This window comes from Pseudomonas sp. F01002, from assembly GCF_004402115.1.
GTDB lineage: Bacteria > Pseudomonadota > Gammaproteobacteria > Pseudomonadales > Pseudomonadaceae > Aquipseudomonas > Aquipseudomonas frigoris.
The window spans coordinates 46,568-64,382 of sequence record NZ_SOPU01000015.1 but is presented as its reverse complement, the minus strand read 5'-3'; the positions used below and the strand labels follow the sequence as shown (position 1 = coordinate 64,382).

At 58.7% G+C, this 17,815-nt stretch carries 16 protein-coding genes and 1 tRNA gene; 6 read left to right on the top strand and 11 right to left on the bottom strand.

Annotation, left to right across the window (positions count from 1 at the left end; all coding sequences use genetic code 11):
• Positions 1–79 precede the first annotated feature (79 nt).
• Together E3W21_RS09870 and E3W21_RS09865 are read right to left on the bottom strand one after the other, a co-directional pair.
• Positions 80–445, bottom strand: a complete 366-nt coding sequence (locus E3W21_RS09870; protein WP_129439485.1) for a response regulator — start codon at positions 443–445, stop codon at positions 80–82.
• 70 nt (positions 446–515) lie between these two features.
• A complete protein-coding gene (locus E3W21_RS09865; RefSeq protein WP_134419305.1) occupies positions 516–1,202 on the bottom strand; it encodes a Crp/Fnr family transcriptional regulator in 687 nt (228 codons plus the stop codon).
• 84 nt (positions 1,203–1,286) lie between these two features.
• On the opposite strand from E3W21_RS09865, the gene E3W21_RS09860 reads away from it, so the two are divergent.
• A complete protein-coding gene (locus E3W21_RS09860) occupies positions 1,287–1,811 on the top strand; it encodes a DUF962 domain-containing protein (RefSeq protein WP_134419299.1) in 525 nt (174 codons plus the stop codon).
• Between the two features lie 90 nt (positions 1,812–1,901).
• Here E3W21_RS09860 and E3W21_RS09855 read toward each other — a convergent pair whose 3' ends face one another.
• The 6 genes from E3W21_RS09855 to dibA all read right to left on the bottom strand — a co-directional run bounded on the left by E3W21_RS09855 (position 1,902) and on the right by dibA (position 8,186).
• The gene (locus E3W21_RS09855) at positions 1,902–2,891 is read right to left on the bottom strand and encodes a sulfate/molybdate ABC transporter ATP-binding protein (protein WP_134419292.1); all 990 of its coding nucleotides are present in this window, start codon (positions 2,889–2,891) and stop codon (positions 1,902–1,904) included.
• A gap of 3 nt (positions 2,892–2,894) precedes the next feature.
• A complete protein-coding gene (gene cysW, locus E3W21_RS09850) occupies positions 2,895–3,767 on the bottom strand; it encodes a sulfate ABC transporter permease subunit CysW (protein WP_134419285.1) in 873 nt (290 codons plus the stop codon).
• A gap of 12 nt (positions 3,768–3,779) precedes the next feature.
• A complete protein-coding gene (gene cysT, locus E3W21_RS09845) occupies positions 3,780–4,598 on the bottom strand; it encodes a sulfate ABC transporter permease subunit CysT (RefSeq protein ID WP_033058556.1) in 819 nt (272 codons plus the stop codon).
• Between the two features lie 184 nt (positions 4,599–4,782).
• On the bottom strand, positions 4,783–5,796 hold the full coding sequence (locus tag E3W21_RS09835) for a sulfate ABC transporter substrate-binding protein (protein ID WP_129439495.1): 1,014 nt from the start codon (positions 5,794–5,796) through the stop codon (positions 4,783–4,785).
• 142 nt (positions 5,797–5,938) lie between these two features.
• Positions 5,939–6,121 (bottom strand): sulfur starvation response protein OscA, encoded by a 183-nt coding sequence (gene oscA / locus E3W21_RS09830; protein WP_134419279.1) that lies wholly within the window; start codon positions 6,119–6,121, stop codon positions 5,939–5,941.
• 139 nt (positions 6,122–6,260) lie between these two features.
• Positions 6,261–8,186, bottom strand: coding sequence for a phosphodiesterase DibA (dibA, locus tag E3W21_RS09825; RefSeq protein WP_134419272.1), 1,926 nt, complete (start codon positions 8,184–8,186; stop codon positions 6,261–6,263).
• 147 nt (positions 8,187–8,333) lie between these two features.
• On the opposite strand from dibA, the gene desA reads away from it, so the two are divergent.
• Together desA and E3W21_RS09815 are read left to right on the top strand one after the other, a co-directional pair.
• Positions 8,334–9,518: a delta-9 fatty acid desaturase DesA gene (desA, locus tag E3W21_RS09820; protein ID WP_056745676.1), complete on the top strand. Its 1,185-nt coding sequence runs from the start codon at positions 8,334–8,336 to the stop codon at positions 9,516–9,518.
• A gap of 147 nt (positions 9,519–9,665) precedes the next feature.
• Complete coding sequence (locus tag E3W21_RS09815) at positions 9,666–10,655, top strand: sensor domain-containing diguanylate cyclase (RefSeq protein ID WP_134419265.1); 990 nt, start codon at positions 9,666–9,668, stop codon at positions 10,653–10,655.
• A 127-nt stretch (positions 10,656–10,782) separates the two neighbouring features.
• Here E3W21_RS09815 and E3W21_RS09805 read toward each other — a convergent pair whose 3' ends face one another.
• The 3 genes from E3W21_RS09805 to gabD form a co-directional block, all read right to left on the bottom strand.
• Positions 10,783–11,997 carry a response regulator gene (locus E3W21_RS09805; RefSeq protein ID WP_134419258.1) on the bottom strand — a complete coding sequence of 405 codons (1,215 nt, stop codon included), beginning with the start codon at positions 11,995–11,997 and terminating at the stop codon, positions 10,783–10,785.
• A gap of 149 nt (positions 11,998–12,146) precedes the next feature.
• Positions 12,147–13,424 carry a 4-aminobutyrate--2-oxoglutarate transaminase gene (gene gabT / locus E3W21_RS09800; protein WP_134419251.1) on the bottom strand — a complete coding sequence of 426 codons (1,278 nt, stop codon included), beginning with the start codon at positions 13,422–13,424 and terminating at the stop codon, positions 12,147–12,149.
• Positions 13,425–13,621: 197 nt separating this feature from the next.
• Positions 13,622–15,064, bottom strand: coding sequence for an NADP-dependent succinate-semialdehyde dehydrogenase (gene gabD, locus E3W21_RS09795; protein WP_134419242.1), 1,443 nt, complete (start codon positions 15,062–15,064; stop codon positions 13,622–13,624).
• Between the two features lie 350 nt (positions 15,065–15,414).
• Here gabD and E3W21_RS09790 point away from each other — a divergent pair.
• From E3W21_RS09790 to E3W21_RS09780, 3 genes are all read left to right on the top strand, one after another.
• A tRNA-Arg gene (locus tag E3W21_RS09790) sits at positions 15,415–15,491 on the top strand.
• Positions 15,492–15,659: 168 nt separating this feature from the next.
• Entirely contained in the window at positions 15,660–16,895 is a 1,236-nt protein-coding gene (locus E3W21_RS09785; RefSeq protein WP_134419241.1) for a tyrosine-type recombinase/integrase, read from the top strand.
• 4 nt (positions 16,896–16,899) lie between these two features.
• The gene (locus E3W21_RS09780) at positions 16,900–17,784 is read left to right on the top strand and encodes a hypothetical protein (protein WP_134419240.1); all 885 of its coding nucleotides are present in this window, start codon (positions 16,900–16,902) and stop codon (positions 17,782–17,784) included.
• Positions 17,785–17,815: the final 31 nt, after the last annotated feature.

Below are 17,815 nucleotides of genomic sequence, written 5' to 3'. Positions count from 1 at the left end.
CGCTCCCACAGTTGACCGCATTCCAATGTGGGAGCGAGCTTGCTCGCGATGAGGCCAGACCAGACACTACAGAAACGCCTCAGCGCCCCCGATCCCGCCGCAACAATTTACGCACCCGCTTCACCAGTTCACTCACGGCAAACGGCTTGAGCAGGTAATCATCCTCATGCAACTCCAGATCGCGCAGGCGATCCTCGATGCCGTCCTTGGTGGTCAGGAACAGCACCGGCGTTTCGCCGAGCTTGCGGATCTGCTGCAGCAACTGCCAGCCATTGAGCCCCGGCAGCATCACGTCGAGGATGATCAGCTCGTATTCGCCAGACTCGATGAAACGACGGCCGTCCATACCGTTGACCGCCACATCGACTGAGTAACTTGCCTCGTTCAGACCTTTAGCCAGGAGTTTGGCGGTCTCAGGTTCGTCTTCCACTAACAGCACACGCATGGCACACCTCGATTGTCGTCATCACAGGCTAGGCGCCTTCGCGTCCAAAGCCCACCACTAACGCCGGGTTTTAGATAATCGCCAACATCCGCAATCGTTGCGCATCCAGAATCTCGATCTCGCCGTACTTGAGGTTCACAATCCCCTGCCCCTGCAAGTCCTTGAGAATCTGGTTGATGGTCTGGCGCGACAGCGAAAGCATCGACGCCAATTGTTCCTGGGGCAGTTGCAACACCCGTCGCGGCGGGTCGATTTCGCCGTAACCCTCGGCGATCATCAGCAAGCGATGAGCTAGTCGAGCGGCGGTTGGCATGAGGCTCAGTTGTTCGAGATTGATGAAGGTCAGGCGCAGTTTCTGGCTCATCAGCAATGCCAGTTGCCGCCAGTACGCCGGTTGCTCATCAAGCAAAGTCAGCAGCGCGGTCTGCGGGATGTGCAACAGGGTGCAATGACCCAGACCGAACGCATCGTGAGTGCGCGGCTGGCCATCGAACAGACAGATTTCGCCGAACCAGTGGGGCGACTCCACCAGGCTTAACAGCGCCTCCTTGCCCTGCTCGCTCACCGCGCCGATCCGCACCGAACCTTCGAGCACCGCGTACAACCCGCACGGTGGATCGCCGCGCTTGAACAGCCGCTGGCCCGGCGACAACCGCCGCACCTTGGCGGCGGCCAGCAGACTATCCTGTAAAGGAACAGGTAGATGGCTGAACCACTGCCCTTTATCCAGCCGCGAACGCCATACCTGCATGTCCATGAAAACTCCTGGAGATTGTCGCCTGCCTGACAGAGCGAAATGTGGACCCGGGGCATGATCCATCACCCAACAGGAGGAACAACAATGAAAAGCCTCGTCGACCATCTCAGTCAATACGCCGCCTACCACCGTGACCCGCGCAATATTGCCACCCACTTTATCGGTATTCCGCTGATCGTCGTCGCAGTGGCGGTGCTGCTGTCACGGCCCGAGTGGTCGCTGGCCGGGGTTTGGGTGTCACCGGCAGTGCTTTTGGCGCTGGCTTCGGCGTGGTTTTATCTGCGATTGGAGTTACGGCTGGGCGCGCTGATGACGGTGTTGCTGGGCCTTTGCGTTTGGCTGGGTCATGTGCTCGCGCAGCAAAGCACGTTCGTCTGGCTTGCGAGCGGCATCGGGATGTTTGTGGTGGGTTGGGCGATTCAATTTGTCGGTCATCACTACGAAGGACGCAAACCGGCGTTTGTCGATGATGTCACGGGGTTGATTGTCGGGCCGTTGTTTGTGGTGGTGGAGTTGGCGTTTTTGCTGGGGTTGCGGCATGACCTGAAAGAGCAGATCGAGGCGCGGGTGGGTGGTGTGCGGGTCAATCCGAATCGCGCCACTGCGTAGATCGCTTTCGCGAGCAAGCCCGCTCCCACATTGGATTTGTGTCCACCATAGATCCAGTGTGGGAGCGGGCTTGCTCGCGAAGCTTTTGCTTTAGATGTTGGCGACTTTCTGCCAGACCTTCGGCTTGAAGAACAGCGTCTCGCCCTTCGCCAACCCGATCAGGCTGTCGTGATCTTTCACCACTTCAGCTTCAATCAATTCGCTCTGGCCTTCGACCTTCAGCGTCACCCGTGTCGTCGCGCCCAACGGACGAATATCCCGCACCTCGGCCGCGTGGTGATCCTCCAGCTCATGACGCGACAGCGACACTTCGTGCGGACGGAACAGCACATGGTTGTCTTCACCCAGATGCAGCCGGTTCGAATCGCCCAGGAAGTGATAAACGAAATCGCTGGCCGGGTTTTCGTAGACGTCGCCCGGTGAGCCGATCTGCTCGATCACGCCCTTGTTCATCACCACGATGCGGTCGGCGACTTCCATCGCTTCTTCCTGGTCGTGAGTCACGAACACCGAGGTCAGGTTGATGTCTTCGTGCAGCCGCGCCAACCAGCGACGCAGCTCTTTACGGACCTTGGCGTCGAGGGCGCCGAAAGGTTCGTCGAGCAGCAGGACTTTCGGTTCAACCGCCAAGGCACGAGCCAAGGCAATACGTTGACGCTGGCCACCGGAGAGTTGTTCCGGGTAGCGATCCGATAGCCAATCCAGTTGCACCATGTTCAGCAGCTCATGGACTTTCACCGCGATCTGGCTTTCGCTCGGGCGCTGGTTTTTCGGCTTCATGCGCAGGCCGAACGCGACGTTGTCGAACACGGTCATGTGGCGGAACAGCGCGTAGTGCTGGAACACGAAACCGACGTTGCGATCACGCACATCATGGCCGGACACGTCTTCACCGTGGAACACGATGTTGCCCTTATCCGGGGTTTCCAGACCGGCGATGATCCGCAGCAGGGTGGTCTTGCCGCAGCCGGACGGGCCGAGCAGCGCCACGAGTTCGCCGCTTTGAATGTCCAGGCTGATGTTGTCCAGCGCCTTGAACGCGTGAAAATTCTTGCTGACGTTACGCACTTCGATCGACATGACTTATTCCTCCGCGGCGCTGGTGCGCAGGCGGTTAATACGGTTTTCGCTCCACTGCTTGAGCAGCAGGATGAAGAGCGCCAGGATCAGCAACAGGCTCGCCACAGCGAACGCGGCCACGTGGTTGTATTCGTTGTAGAGGATCTCGACGTGCAGCGGCAGGGTGTTGGTCACCCCGCGAATGTGCCCGGAAACCACCGACACCGCACCGAACTCACCCATGGCCCGCGCCGTACACAGCACCACGCCGTAGATCAGGCCCCATTTGATGTTGGGAACGGTGATGTGCCAGAACATCTGCCAGCCATTGGCCCCGAGCAGACGCGCGGCCTCTTCTTCCTGCGTGCCTTGTTCCTGCATCAGCGGGATCAGCTCACGCGCCACGAACGGCACGGTGACGAAGATCGTCGCCAACACGATGCCCGGCAAGGCGAAGACGATCTGGATGTCGTGGTCCTGCAGCCACGGCCCGAACAGGCCCTGAGCACCGAACATCAGCACGTAGACCAGACCGGCGATCACCGGCGATACCGAGAACGGCAAGTCGATCAGGGTCACCAGCATGCTCTTGCCGCGGAACGAGTATTTACTCACGCACCACGCGGCGCTGACACCGAACACCAGGTTCAGCGGCACTGAAATCAGCACGGCAATCACCGTGAGTTTCAGGGCCGACAGAGCGTCGGGTTCGAAGATCGCGGTGAAGAACGCACCGAGGCCATTTTTCAGCCCCTGGGACACCACGATGAACAGTGGCAGAAACAGAAACAGCGCAAAAATCAGCCAGCCAAGGCTGATCAGAATTCGCCGCGAAGTGGCACTGCCACGGCGGGCAGCGTTGGCCGAGGAAGCGGCGCTAATAGACGATTGGGACATTTTCGCGCCTCCTTATGGGGTTTCGATGCGCCGCTGCAGCAAGTTGATCAGCAGCAACAGGACGAAAGAAACCACCAGCATCAGTACACCAATGGACGTGGCGCCGGTGTAATCGTACTGGTCAAGTTTGACCATGATCAGCAGCGGCAGGATCTCGGTTTTCATCGGCATGTTGCCGGCGATGAAAATCACCGAACCGTACTCGCCGACCCCGCGGGCAAAGGCCAACGCGAAACCGGTCAGCCAGGCTGGCAGCAGCGCGGGCACCAGAATATGGCGGAAAACCTGTAACGGTTTTGCACCCAGGCACGCCGCCGCTTCTTCCACTTCACGCGGGATATCAGCCAATACTGGCTGTACGGTACGTACTACGAATGGAAGTGTCACAAAAGTGAGGGCAAGGGTGATGCCGAGAGGGGTATACGCGATCTTGAAACCCAGGTCCGCTGCGAACTGACCCACCAAACCGGTGGGGGTGTACAACGCAGTCAGTGCGATACCGGCCACGGCAGTGGGCAACGCGAAGGGCAAGTCGATCATCGCGTCGATGACTTTGCGTCCCGGGAAGGTATAGCGCACCAGCACCCAGGCCAGCAGCGTGCCGATGATGCCGTTGATAATCGCGGCATAGAGCGCGGTGCCGAAGCTGAGCTTCAACGCCGCCAGCACCCGTGGCGCCGAGATAATCGCCCAGAACTGGTCCCAGGTGAGTTGAGCGGCATGCACGAACATCGCCGCCAGTGGAATGAGCACAATCAGGCTGAGGTACACCAAGGTGTAGCCCAGCGTCAGCCCGAAGCCGGGTATGACGGGGGAGATACGACGCGACATAAAAGTCCTTGGTTGAGAACGCGCTAAGCCCCGACGGTGAAATCGGGGCCCGTTGGTGCGTAACCTGTGGGAGCGGGCTTGCTCGCGAAAGCGGTGTGTCAGACAACATCGATATTGACTGTGCCGCCGTCTTCGCGAGCAAGCCCGCTCCCACATGAATTGCGTTTAACTGATCGTTTTCAGGTTATTGCGCCTGATAAATCTGGTCGAACACGCCACCATCGTTGAAGAATTTCGGTTGAGCGGTTTTCCAGCCGCCGAAATCCTTGTCGATGGTCACCAGATCCAGTGTCGGGAACTGTTTGGCGTACTTGGCGGCAACATCCTTGTCACGTGGACGATAGAAGTTTTTTGCCGCGATTTCCTGGCCGGCCGGGCTGTACAGGTGCTTGAGGTACGCTTCGGCGATCTCGGTGTTGCCCTTTTTCTCGGCGTTCTTGTCGACCACGGCTACCGGAGGTTCGGCGAGGATCGACAGCGAAGGCACGACAATGTCGAACTTGTCAGCGCCGCCGTCTTCTTTCAGGGCCAGGAAGGCTTCGTTTTCCCAGGCCAGCAACACGTCGCCCTGACCGTTGTTGACGAAGGTAATGGTCGAACCGCGAGCACCGGTGTCCAGCACAGGAACGTGCTTGAACAGGGTTTGCACGTATTCCTTGGCTTTCGCTTCGTTACCGCCATTGGCTTTCAGGCCATAGGCCCACGCCGCGAGGAAGTTCCAGCGTGCTCCGCCGGAGGTTTTCGGGTTCGGGGTGATAACTTCCACGCCGTTCTTGGTCAGGTCGCCCCAGTCCTTGATGCCTTTAGGGTTGCCCTTGCGCACAAGGAACACGATGGTCGAGGTGTAAGGCGTGCTCGCTTCCGGCAGACGCTTCTGCCAATCCGCTGGCAGGGTCTTGCCGAGTTTGGCGATTTCATCGATGTCACCGGCCAGGGCCAGGGTCACCACGTCGGCACGCAGACCGTCGATCACTGCCCGGCCCTGCTTGCCCGAACCACCGTGGGACTGCTGGATTTTCACGCTGTCGCCGGCGTGGTCTTTCTGCCAGAACTTGACGAATTCGGCGTTGTAGTCCTGATACAGCTCGCGAGTCGGGTCGTACGACACGTTAAGCAGTTCGTAATCCTTGGCAACCGCGGAACCAGCAAACAGGGCACTGGCCAGGGCGGCCAAAGCGAAATGACGAATCGACGACATGGTGAAAGCTCCTGGAATTCTGTTTGTAATGGCTTTTTATGGTCTGGAATCGGGGTTGCCTGTCAAAGATCGCAGCCTGCGGCAGCTCCTACACAAAGCCCCCGTAGGAGCTGCCGCAGGCTGCGATCTTTTGATCTTTGTTTCAGCTCGGTTTGTTGCTCGGGCTCTGCAACCGGAATTTCTCTTTGCGTTCGATCTGGACCACCTGGGCGTTATGCACGGTGATTTCCACTGCGCCAAAACGCAGATCGCGCAAGGCGCTCTGGATCTCACGCAAAATGGTTGCTTCGTCCTGGCCGTCAACGCTACGTAGGGATGCGCTCATGATGCTGCTCCTTCAACTAGAGGTTGCCTGGCAGTGGCGAGACTGCTTGCGGCGTGGGACCAATAGTAGATAAGCGCGGATATTCTTAAAAAGACTATTTAAGAATTTTAATATAACCAAAAGACCAATCGAAGACCGATCAGTGCTGAAGAATCAGTGGAGCACGCTTCCAATCCATCTCCCCGGCCGGCACCGGCCGCCCAAACCAGTAGCCCTGCCCCAGATCGCAATCGTGTTCGAGCAGGAAACCCGCCTGCTCGAGCTGCTCGATCCCCTCGGCATGAACCTGCATTCCCATGCTCTGGGCCAGCGCGATGATCACCCGCACAATCGCCGCGTCATCTTCATCCCACGGCAACCCGGCAACGAAGCCCTGGTCGATCTTGAGTTTCTGTACCGGCATTCGCTTGAGGCGCAGCAACGACGAATAGCCTGTACCGAAGTCATCGATGGCCAGCCGAACTCCTAATTCACGCAACCTGTGCATCTGCTCCAGTGCGACTTCCGGGTCATCCATCACAGCGCTCTCGGTAACTTCCAGCTCCAGACAGGCAGGATCCAGCCCGGTTTCGTTCAGCACCTTCGCCACCTGCCCAAACAACTCACGGCGGGCGAACAATCGAGAAGAAACATTCACCGCGACAAACGACAACACCACCCCGGCCTGCTGCCACCGGCACATCTGCTCACACGCTTGGCGCATCACCCAGGCATCAATTTCGGCGATCAGACCGGTGCGCTCGGCAATGGGAATGAATTCTGCCGGCGACACCAACCCTCGCTGTGGATGCTCCCAGCGCACCAATGCCTCGACGCCGATCAGGCGGCTGGTCTTGAGGTCGTGAACCGGCTGGTAATAAACCCGCAACTCCTGCTGCTCCAGCGCACGGCGCAATTCGAATGCAGTCTCGACCCGTTGCTGGGCATGGGCGGTCAATTCTTCGGTATAGAGGGCGTAGCCGTTGCGGCCGGCACCCTTGGCCTTGAACAGCGCCGAGTCGGAGTTGCGCAACAGCTGCTCGGCACTCAAGGCGTCGCCGGGGAACAGGCTGATGCCGACGCTGATATTGACGAACAACTGATGCCCGTCGATCTGGAACGGCTCTTTGAGGCCATCGATGATCCGCTGAGCCAGCGCCGCCGCGTGCACCATTTGCGGACAGCTTTCAGCCAGAACGGCGAACTCGTCACCGCCAAGGCGTGCCAGCGTGATTCCCGGACCGACCATCGCTTTCAAACGCTCGGCCACGCCCCTGAGCAACTGGTCCCCAATGCTATGCCCGAGGCTGTCGTTGATCATCTTGAAGTGATCAAGATCGATCATCAGTAACGCGCAGCCGCGCTTGTGGATCTGCGCCGAAGCCAGGGCCTGCTCGGTGCGGTCGGTGAACAGCAAGCGGTTGGGCAGATCGGTCAGCGGATCGTAGTGAGCCAGGTGCGTCAGCTCATGTTCGGAGTTCTTGATTGCGCTAATGTCGGAAAACACTGCCACGTAATGGCTGCGCCGCCCTCTCTCGTCGTCAATGACGCGGATTGTCTGCCATTGCGGGTAGATCTCGCCGCTTTTGCGGCGGTTCCAGATTTCCCCGCTCCACTCGCCGGTGCTGGTGAGTGTCGCGAACATCGCCTGGTAGAAAGCCGGCGGGTGATGACCGGACTTGAACAGGCTGGGGCGCTGGCCGAGCACCTCCTCGCTCTGATAGCCGGTGATTGCCATGAAGGCCCGGTTTACGTGGACGATCAACCCTTTGTTGTCGGTGACCAGCACCCCTTCACGCGTGCAATCGAACACCGCGGCCGCTTGACGCAAACGCTCGTGGTCTTCAGTGCGTTCACGCAATTTTGCGCCGATCCCCAGGCAACGGAACAATCGCGCCCGAGCGAGAAAAATCAAACCGGCGCTGAATACCACCCAGGCGTAACCGTTGATCAGTTGCCATCGCATTAGCTCAGCGGAGCTATCGAAGAAACTGTTCAATAAATAACCGCTAAACAGCAGCCAACCTACAGAAACCAGAAGGTAAAGCAGCGCTGCACGCAAAGCATCGCGATAGGTGGCAGACATTCGGCTGTCCATGTCCCTTCAAAAAGGATGGAATTATAGTTTAAAGAAACATCCAGCCACTCTTATCTGAAAGGGCGACTGGTTTTATCTGTGGGCTAAGTGATAATGCAACGGCTGTTTTTTTCTTTATCGAGGGCCCAATAGCCTATGTGGTACGAAGGTTTTCTCGGCTTGTCGCCCTGGTCACTGGTGGCAGTCACCCTGCTGATGACCCACGTGACGATCATCGGCGTCACGGTCTATCTGCATCGTTATTCAGCCCATCGCTCGCTTGAGCTCAATGCCGGCCTGAAACATTTCTTCCGCTTCTGGCTGTGGCTGACCACGGCACAGAACACCCGTGAGTGGACCGCTATCCACCGCAAGCACCACGCCAAATGCGAAACCGTCGATGACCCGCACAGCCCGGTCATCAAGGGCCTGTCCACCGTTCTGCGCAAAGGCGCCGAGCTGTACCGTGCCGAGGCGGAAAACCCCGAGACCCTGCGCATCTACGGCAAGAACTGCCCCGAAGACTGGATCGAACGCAACCTGTACAGCCGTTTTCCGCTGCTGGGCGTGGCGATCATGGGCGTCATCGACCTGCTGCTGTTCGGCACCATCGGCATCACCATCTGGGCGATCCAGATGATGTGGATCCCGGTCTGGGCCGCCGGCGTGGTCAATGGCTTGGGCCATGCCATCGGCTATCGCAACTTCGAATGCCGCGATGCGGCGACCAATCTGGTGCCTTGGGGCATCCTGATCGGCGGCGAAGAACTGCATAACAACCATCACACCTACCCTAATTCGGCAAAACTGTCGGTGAAGAAGTGGGAATTCGATCTCGGCTGGGCCTGGATCCAGGTCTTCAGCTTCCTGCGTCTGGCCAAGGTTCAGCGGGTCGCGCCCATCGCCCATCGGGTCGAAGGCAAAGGCAATCTGGACATGGACACCGCCATGGCGATCCTCAACAACCGCTTCCAGATCATGGCCCAGTACCGCAAATTGGTGATCGCACCGCTGGTCAAACAAGAGCTGGAAAAGGTCGATCACTCGGTCCGTCACCAGTTCCACCGCGCCAAGCGCCTGCTCTCGCGGGAAACCAGCCTGCTGGATGACAAACACCACATTCGCATCCAGACCATGCTCGAGCACAGTCAGGCGCTGAAGGTAATTTACGAGAAACGCCTGGCCTTGCAGCAGATCTGGGTCAAGACCAGCTCAAATGGTCACGACATGCTGGCCGCCATCAAGGATTGGGTACACGAAGCCGAAGCCAGCGGGATTCAATCCCTGCGCGACTTTGCCGATCAGTTGAAAACCTACTCCCTGCGCCCCGCCGCTGTCTGACGCCGTTGATCGGTGCGCCTCGTTCGTGGGCGCACCCTTCGGAACTTAGCTCCAAATCCCCTATCTCAAAGACACTTCGCCATCCAGGCGGGCCCTGGTACTGGCCGCTTTCGAACCTCGAGCGGCACACGCCCCTTGAGAGTGTCGATGGTCAATAAAAGCCTGCAAGACTCATCCCTCCAGCAGTGGCCCGAGGCCGCGCAAACCTTGCTGGCGCTGATGCATGCACAAGGCGAAGTGGCGCGCCTGAGCGAACGCGAACAACTGTTCAGCGCTCTGCTGGTGAGCGTCAACGCGGTGCTTTGGGCCTTCGACTGGGAGTCCCGTCGGGTGCTCTATGTCAGCCCCGCGGATGAACGGATTTTCGGCCGCTCCGCAGGCTTGTTGCTGTCCGACTATAACCAATGGCGCGACAGCATTTACCCCGACGATCTGGACTATGCCGAACGCAGCCTGGCCGAAGTACTGGTCAAAGGCGCCGATGAAGACCGCGAATACCGAATCATTGCCGCCGACGGCCAGGTCCGCTGGCTCAGTGACAAGTGCTTCATCAACCGTCAGGCCGAGCCGGGGCAACCGGTGATCATCGTCGGCATTGCCGAAGACATTACTGACAAGAAGCAGATGGAAACCGAGCTGCAACGCCTGGCCACCACCGACGTACTGACCCAGAGCAGTAACCGCCGACACTTCTTCGACTGCGCCCACCGTGAATTCGAACAGGCACGGAACCAAGGCACGCCGCTGGCATTCCTGCTGCTGGACATCGATGACTTCAAAGTGATCAACGATACCTACGGCCACCAGGAAGGCGACAACGTGCTGCAACGAATCGCCGAGAGCAGTCGCGCGGCTTTGCGTCGTGGTGATTTGTTCGGGCGAGTTGGCGGTGAGGAGTTTGCAGCGGTGTTTCCCGGCTGTGCGCCAGACATGGCCATGCAAGTGGCCGAACGCCTGCAACGGGAGATTCAGCGCTTAAGTTTCAGCCATGGCGACCAGACGTTCGGCATCACCGTCAGCCAGGGCCTGACCAGCCTTACCGCCGAGGACGAAAGCGTCGACAGCCTGTTTGCCCGCGCGGATGCGGCAATGTACAAAGCCAAACACCAGGGCAAGAACCGCATCATCTCGGCCTGACAGGCTCAACACAAAACCCCTGTGGGAGCGGGCTTGCTCGCGAAGGCGCCGTATCATGCAACATTGATATCGACTGACACGACGCCTTCGCGAGCAAGCCCGCTCCCACAGGGGGTTTGGGCAATGGCTACTTTTTGCGCAACCGCATCAATTCCGGCAACCCGATCTTGAGCAACCGCGCCGTCCGGCTCTTCGCCAGTTCCTCAATGCCCTCATGCTCGGTCAGTCGCGCCAGTTGTGCAGCCATGTTCATCACCAGCGCTTCGCGGGAGTAAACCCCGCCACCGAACTGGTAGACCGCTGCAATCAACTCCCGCAACTCCAACGGCAGACGCCAGCGCGTGCGCAGCGCCGAACCATAACCCGCGCCGAATTCGGCCAGCGCCTCGCCAACCTCCTCCCATTCATCCAGCTCACCACCGGCCTGCTTCCATTCCTGCAAACACCGCAACAGCGCAAGGTCGCCGAGGCGATGCAGCATGCCGGCGCAATAACAACGTTCCTGATCCAGATCCAGCAAGCGCGCCAGGGTCCGGCCATACTCGGCGGTGCGCAGCGACAGCTCCCAATAGCGCTCGGCATAGTCGGCCAGAAACGGGTCGCTGAGTCGGGCACTGCGCTTGAGGGCCAGCCCCAGAATCAGGTTCATGCTTTGCCCCGTGCCAAGGCGGTGCAGCGCCTGGGACAGGGTCTGCACCGTGGCACCCAGGTGATGGGCGGCGCTGTTGGCGGCAGCGATCAGCACGGCGGTGACCTGCGGATCGGTGCGGATTTCGTCCTTCAGCACGGTCAAATCGAGGCCGTTGGGATTGAGGCTGCGTTTGACCGCCAACTGCACGTCAGTCATCAGCGGCGCACCGTCCGCAGACTCACGACGACGCTCCAGGTACGCCGACAAGGTGATGCCCGGCGCCAATGAAGGCATCTCGCAAGACACCTCTTCACCAGCGTTCAGCAGCAACTCCTGCAGGCGGTGGGTCAGGCTTTCCATGTTCAGGGGTTTGGTCAGGTATGCAGCAGGCGCCAGGGGCAAGACTTCGCGCACACTGGCGCTGTCGTTGCGGCTGCTCATCAGAATGAACGGCAGGGGTGGATTGCGTTTGCGTTGGCGGACATTGCGCAAGACATTCAAACCATCGACGCCGGGCAGCTCCCAGTCGACGATCACCAGGTCGTAAGGATTTTCCGCCAAAAGGTGCAGCGCTTCCTGACCATCGGAACACAGATCCAGCCGCGCGTCGCAGCGCACATTCAACAAAACCTGCTGGAGCAGGTCGCGGGACCAGGGGTCCGCCTCGGCAATCAACACACGCGGCGCAGCGGGTAACACCACAGCAGTCATTTACACACTCCAAAGTAGTGCTTGCACCTTAGTCAATGCCGGCCATTCGATACAGCGCATTTGCCATCGATGTGTTCCGGGGACACAAAAAAACCCGCCGAAGCGGGTTTTTGTGTCGATCAGTTCACAAATCGATCAGAGCTTGGAGATTACAGTTCGGAGAAGCACTCTTCGATGATTGCCAGACCTTTGTCCAGTTGCTCGTCCGGCGAAGTCAGCGGTACCAGGACGCGCAGAACGTTACCGTAAGTGCCGCAGGACAGCAGGATCAGTCCCTTGTCGCGAGCCTTGGCCACAACGGCGGCTACCGCTGGAGCGTTCGGCTTGTGGCTGTCGCCATCAACGAACAGCTCGACCGCGATCATCGCGCCCAGGGCACGGACTTCGCCGATCACCGGGTATTTGGCCTGGATGGCTTTCAGGCCAGTGACCAGACGCTCGCCGACAGCTTTGCAACGGTCCAGCAGGTGCTCTTCTTCGAACACTTCCATTACGGCCAGGGCCGCGGCGCAAGCGATCGGGCTACCGGCGTAGGTGCCGCCCAGGCCGCCTGGAGCAATGGCGTCCATGTATTCGGCCTTGCCGCACACACCGGCCAACGGGAAGCCGCCAGCGATGGATTTGGCGAAGGTGGTCAGGTCGGCAGCAACGCCCATCTGTTCCATGGCGAAGAAAGTGCCGGTACGACCAGCGCCGGTCTGTACTTCGTCAGCGATCAGCAGGATGCCGTGCTGGTCGCACAGCGCGCGCAGACGCTTCATGAACTCTTTAGGCGCGACGTAGAAACCGCCTTCGCCCTGAACCGGCTCGATGATGATTGCAGCGATGTCACGCGGCTCGGCGTCGTTCTTGAAGATGCGTTCGATGCTGGCGATCGAATCGTCGATGCTCACACCGTGCAGTTCGTTCGGGTACAGCGCGCGGAAGATGCCGCCTGGCATCAGGCCCATGCCGGCCGAGTAAGGCACGACTTTACCGGTCAGGCCCAGGGTCATCATGGTGCGACCGTGGTAAGCGCCGGTGAAGGCAATCACGCCGGCACGGCCAGTGGCGGCACGGGCGATTTTCACGGCGTTTTCTACCGCTTCGGAACCGGTGGTCACCAGCAGGGTTTTCTTGGCGAAATCACCTGGCACCTTGGCGTTGATTTTTTCGCACAGTTCTACGTACGGTTCGTAAGCCAGTACCTGGAAGCAAGTGTGGGTCAGCTTGTTCAGCTGCGCGGTCACGGCGGCGATGATTTTCGGGTGCAGGTGACCGGTGTTCAGCACGGCGATACCGCCGGCGAAGTCGATGAACTCGCGACCTTCAACGTCGGTCACGGTGGCGTTCTTCGCGGACTCGGCGAAAATCGGGTGAATCTGGCCAACACCGCGTGGTACAGCGGCTTCGCGGCGTTTCATCAGGGATGCGTTAGTCTTGCTCATAAAGTCCTCATTCACCGCTCATCGGGCGGCGTGGTTCAAGGAAAATGCAGCGGGGAGGCAACTACGGCAGCATGCGATGATCGACTGCCACAGCTTTCCCGGCCACAGAGAAAATTCCGTTTGAAGCGCGCAAAGGGACAGCGCTCTCGTGCCCTTTGCGTTTGAAGCAATGCCTTGCCGGTCTTATCCCTTCGAGCTTAGATGCCCAGGCAGAGGTATTTGATTTCCAGGTAATCTTCGATGCCGTACTTGGAGCCTTCACGGCCCAGGCCCGACGCCTTGATGCCGCCGAATGGCGCGACTTCGTTGGAGATCAACCCGGTGTTGACGCCGACCATGCCGTATTCCAGAGCTTCAGCCACACGGAACACACGACCCAGGTCGCGAGCATAGAAGTACGAAGCCAGACCGAACTCGGTGTCGTTGGACATCGCGATCACTTCGGCTTCGTCTTTGAAGCGGAACAGTGGAGCCAATGGACCGAAGGTTTCTTCCTTGGCCACGGCAGCGTTTTTCGGCACGTTGGTCAGGATGGTCGGCTCGAAGAAGTTGCCTTCCATGACCTTGCCACCTGCCAGGATGGTTGCGCCTTTGCTGATCGCGTCAGCAATGTGCTCTTGAACCTTGGCCACGGCTTTTTCGTCGATCAGCGGGCCAGTGGTGGTGCCTTCTTCCAGACCGTTACCGATCTTGAGTTTGGCCACAGCCACTTTCAGCTTCTCGGCGAACGCGTCGTAGACCGAATCCTGAATGTACAGACGGTTGGCGCAGACGCAGGTCTGGCCGTTGTTGCGGTACTTGGAAATGATCGCGCCTTCGACGGCCTTATCCAGGTCCGCGTCGTCGAACACGATGAACGGCGCGTTGCCGCCCAATTCCAGGGACACTTTCTTGATGTCCTTGGCGCATTCAGCCATCAGCTGACGACCGATCTCGGTCGAGCCGGTGAAGGACAATTTACGCACGATCGGGTTGCTGGTCAGCTCGCTGCCGATGTCGCCGGCGCTGCCGGACACAACACTGAACACACCGGCAGGAATGCCGGCACGTTGGGCCAGTTCAGCCAAAGCGAATGCGGAAAACGGAGTTTGCGAAGCAGGCTTGAGCACCATGGTGCAACCGGCGGCCAGGGCCGGGCCGGCTTTACGGGTGATCATCGCGGCCGGGAAGTTCCACGGGGTGATTGCAGCGGTCACGCCGATTGGCTGCTTGATCACGATCAAGCGCTTGTCTGGCTGGTGACCCGGAATCACGTCACCGTAGACGCGCTTGGCTTCTTCAGCGAACCACTCGATAAAGGAAGCGGCGTAAACGATTTCGCCCTTGGCTTCGGCCAATGGCTTGCCTTGTTCGAGGGTCATCAGGCGAGCCAAGTCATCCTGGTTCTCGATGATCAGTTCGAACCAGCGACGCAGCTTGTTCGCGCGGTCCTTGGCGGTCAGTGCACGCCAGGCCGGCAGCGCTCTGTCAGCGGCTTCAATTGCACGGCGGGTTTCGGCAGCGCCCATTTTCGGCACGGTGCCCAGAATTTCGCCCGTTGCCGGGTTGTTGACCTTGATCGTCTGACCATTGTCCGCATCAACCCAAGCGCCATCGATAAAGGCTTGCTGGCGGAACAACTGGGTGTCTTTAAGCTGCATGTCGGCTTTCCTTAACAGCACCGCGGCAAGCGCGGAGCGAATTATGATTGTAGAAAGGCGCCTTATAGGCTGCCGTCAGGGAAATCATTCACCGGGCTGAAGCACATAAATAGCGCACTGATTGAAACTCGTGCGGTTCAGCACCCAGACAAGAGCGTTTGAAATCTCGAACGAATCCTAGGATCAATGCCGGGAAAGGACAATAGGGCGTTCGAAAAAAAGAACGAAAACGGCGCATTTGCCTAATTTTTCTGATCAACGTAGCAACCGCAGGTTACGCTTTGGAAAAACGCAGGTGATTCAGCAGCATGGACGCCCGCAGCGCATATGAGTATCATGGCGCCCGCATTGCACCAGTAGCTCAGCTGGATAGAGTACTGCCCTCCGAAGGCAGTGGTCGTGGGTTCGAATCCCGCCTGGTGCACCAAATCATTGTTTCTAGTTGTCTACAGATGCCTACGAAACGCCCTGCAAAGCCCGCCCCGTGCGGGCTTTGTTGTTTCTGGTTGTCTCCTGCTGTATCCCCTTATAACCTCACCCCTTGTATCCCAGGGTGTATCCCTGGGAAATCTTAGAACTAGAGGGATACACGGACGTGAAACGCTCCGGAATCAAACGCAGGCCGCTCAGCGACACGGTTTTAGCGAGCATCGAACCCGAGACCTCTGAGTATCGCGAGCTCGATGGCAACGGCCTATACCTGCGAGTGAAGCCGGACGGTCAGAAGTCGTGGCAGCTGCGCTACAAGAATCAGCAATCCAAGTGGAGCTGGATGGGGCTTGGCGGGTATCCGCAAGTCAGTGGTGCGCTAGCCCGGAAGAAGGCTGGCGAACTACGCAAGGAGATTGCCGATGGTGAAGACCCCATCGCTAATCGCAAGGCCCGTGCAGCGAACGAGCTTGAGACCACGACCAACACATTCGAGAATTTGGCCCGCGAGTGGCTCGATCTACGCACGCCCACCTGGGCGCCCAGCACTGCTCGCCGGAATAGCGGCTCTCTTGAACTCCACGTTTTCCCCGTATTCGGCAAACGCCGTTACACGGAGATCACTCCCAAACAGTGGATGGACTTTCTACAGACGCTGGAGCGAAAGGGCATCCTCGAGCAGATGAAGCGGGTGCGCCGATCCTGCAAAGAAATTTATGACCTCGCTCGCGTCACCGGACGAGCTATCCATAACCCCCTGGAAGGACTCAGCCGCTTCTTGCAGAGCAAGCCAGCCGAGAACTACGCCCATGTCACCGCTCAGGAGGTGCCTGATCTCCTGAGGGCCATTAGTGCGTACCCACACGCTACGGATTTGCGGCTGGGCCTTCGCCTGTTAATGCTGACCGGCGTCAGACCCAGCGAACTACGCGAGGCGCCCTGGTCCGAGTTTGACTTGGCAAAGGGGCTCTGGTGCATTCCGGCCGAGCGGATGAAGAAGCGTCGCGATCATCTGGTACCCCTATCACGGCAGGCGCTCGAGGCGCTGAAGGAACTGCAAACCATCAGTGGCCGTTACCCGCTGCTTTTCCCTGGGCGAAACGACCGCAAAAAACCGCGCAGCAATATGGCGTTCAACATGGCACTACGTCGCATGGGCTATGACGGCCGACAGACAGGCCATGGCTTCCGCCATGTCGCGTCGACAACCTTGCGCGAAAACAACTTCCCCCGCGAGCACGTTGAAGCGCAGTTGGCCCACATTGAAGGGGGAGTTTCCGGCGTCTACAACAAGGCGATCTACCTGGAGCAACGTCGGCAGATGATGCAATGGTATGCCGATCATTTAGACAAGCTCGAGCTAGGCAATGTCATTTCTGTCGATTTCCAGGCGCAGGGATAGCACGATGGGTATTTATACTTTCAAGGAGTGGCTGAGCTTTGAAGATGCCGCCGCCTGGCTTTCCGACGCGACTGGCGAGAGCTACGACGAAAACTCGATATTGAGGCTAGCGCTAAAAGGGCGCGTTCCGGTTCATTATTGGCCAACTGACGACGCGCAGATCGTGCTGTATCGAGTGGAGCATGATCTGGCATCCGTGAACCCAGTGGTCGAGGCATTTGTGCGACTCGATTTAAGTGGGTGCGAGCCCATCTGCCTGGTGGACGGACCTGTTCCAATTCGAAATTTTGGGATTTTCTTTCCCTCCTCCCAAAACAACAAAGCTCCGGGCATGGTTGGCCTAAGCGCATACCCGGAAGAAGAATCCGGAGAGTACGGTTGCTACCGCCTAGGGGAAGATGATCGGCCTCAGAGCATTATCGAAGGTAGATTCGAGGTACTCATTCATCTCTCCGACCTCCAGCAGCTGCGAGCCGGCCTGCCTATGCCTAGAGCGCGCCAGCCACACGACCTCATCATGGGCTATGCCAACATCGACGGCGTTATGGAATCTTTTCCCTTGGCCCGGAGCACGGCGGAATGGAGCGACTATCCAGACTCGGACCTGCCGCTCCCGCAACTGGTGGGCGATCCAGAGAGCAAAACTGAGCCGCTGCTGCGGGTGCTGGGGTTGGCTGCTCACCTAATCGCGGATCTTGGAAAACAACTTGATGCCCATGAGCAAATTGAGAGCAGCAAGAGGCGATACATGAAAGGTGTCGATCCGAACATCTCGCGGATCTCTCAAGCCCTAGCTGACGTGGCTAGCGGGATTCGTTTGGAAGGACATAACTTCAAGGGAGCAGGCTTCTCCAAGCTGCTGACTAAAGCGTTGCGCGAGCTTGAATAAGCGTCAATTTCCAATTTTGGAAATTGGAACT

What these genes read in the sequence shown, in the direction of transcription:
- E3W21_RS09870 (WP_129439485.1), bottom strand. Translation starts at nt 445, where the DNA reads ATGCGTGTGCTGTTAGTGGAAGACGAACCTGAGACCGCCAAACTCCTG.
- E3W21_RS09865 (WP_134419305.1), bottom strand. Translation starts at nt 1,202, where the DNA reads ATGGACATGCAGGTATGGCGTTCGCGGCTGGATAAAGGGCAGTGGTTC.
- E3W21_RS09860 (WP_134419299.1), top strand. Translation starts at nt 1,287, where the DNA reads ATGAAAAGCCTCGTCGACCATCTCAGTCAATACGCCGCCTACCACCGT.
- E3W21_RS09855 (WP_134419292.1), bottom strand. Translation starts at nt 2,891, where the DNA reads ATGTCGATCGAAGTGCGTAACGTCAGCAAGAATTTTCACGCGTTCAAG.
- cysW (WP_134419285.1), bottom strand. Translation starts at nt 3,767, where the DNA reads ATGTCCCAATCGTCTATTAGCGCCGCTTCCTCGGCCAACGCTGCCCGC.
- cysT (WP_033058556.1), bottom strand. Translation starts at nt 4,598, where the DNA reads ATGTCGCGTCGTATCTCCCCCGTCATACCCGGCTTCGGGCTGACGCTG.
- E3W21_RS09835 (WP_129439495.1), bottom strand. Translation starts at nt 5,796, where the DNA reads ATGTCGTCGATTCGTCATTTCGCTTTGGCCGCCCTGGCCAGTGCCCTG.
- oscA (WP_134419279.1), bottom strand. Translation starts at nt 6,121, where the DNA reads ATGAGCGCATCCCTACGTAGCGTTGACGGCCAGGACGAAGCAACCATT.
- dibA (WP_134419272.1), bottom strand. Translation starts at nt 8,186, where the DNA reads ATGTCTGCCACCTATCGCGATGCTTTGCGTGCAGCGCTGCTTTACCTT.
- desA (WP_056745676.1), top strand. Translation starts at nt 8,334, where the DNA reads ATGTGGTACGAAGGTTTTCTCGGCTTGTCGCCCTGGTCACTGGTGGCA.
- E3W21_RS09815 (WP_134419265.1), top strand. Translation starts at nt 9,666, where the DNA reads ATGGTCAATAAAAGCCTGCAAGACTCATCCCTCCAGCAGTGGCCCGAG.
- E3W21_RS09805 (WP_134419258.1), bottom strand. Translation starts at nt 11,997, where the DNA reads ATGACTGCTGTGGTGTTACCCGCTGCGCCGCGTGTGTTGATTGCCGAG.
- gabT (WP_134419251.1), bottom strand. Translation starts at nt 13,424, where the DNA reads ATGAGCAAGACTAACGCATCCCTGATGAAACGCCGCGAAGCCGCTGTA.
- gabD (WP_134419242.1), bottom strand. Translation starts at nt 15,064, where the DNA reads ATGCAGCTTAAAGACACCCAGTTGTTCCGCCAGCAAGCCTTTATCGAT.
- E3W21_RS09780 (WP_134419240.1), top strand. Translation starts at nt 16,900, where the DNA reads ATGGGTATTTATACTTTCAAGGAGTGGCTGAGCTTTGAAGATGCCGCC.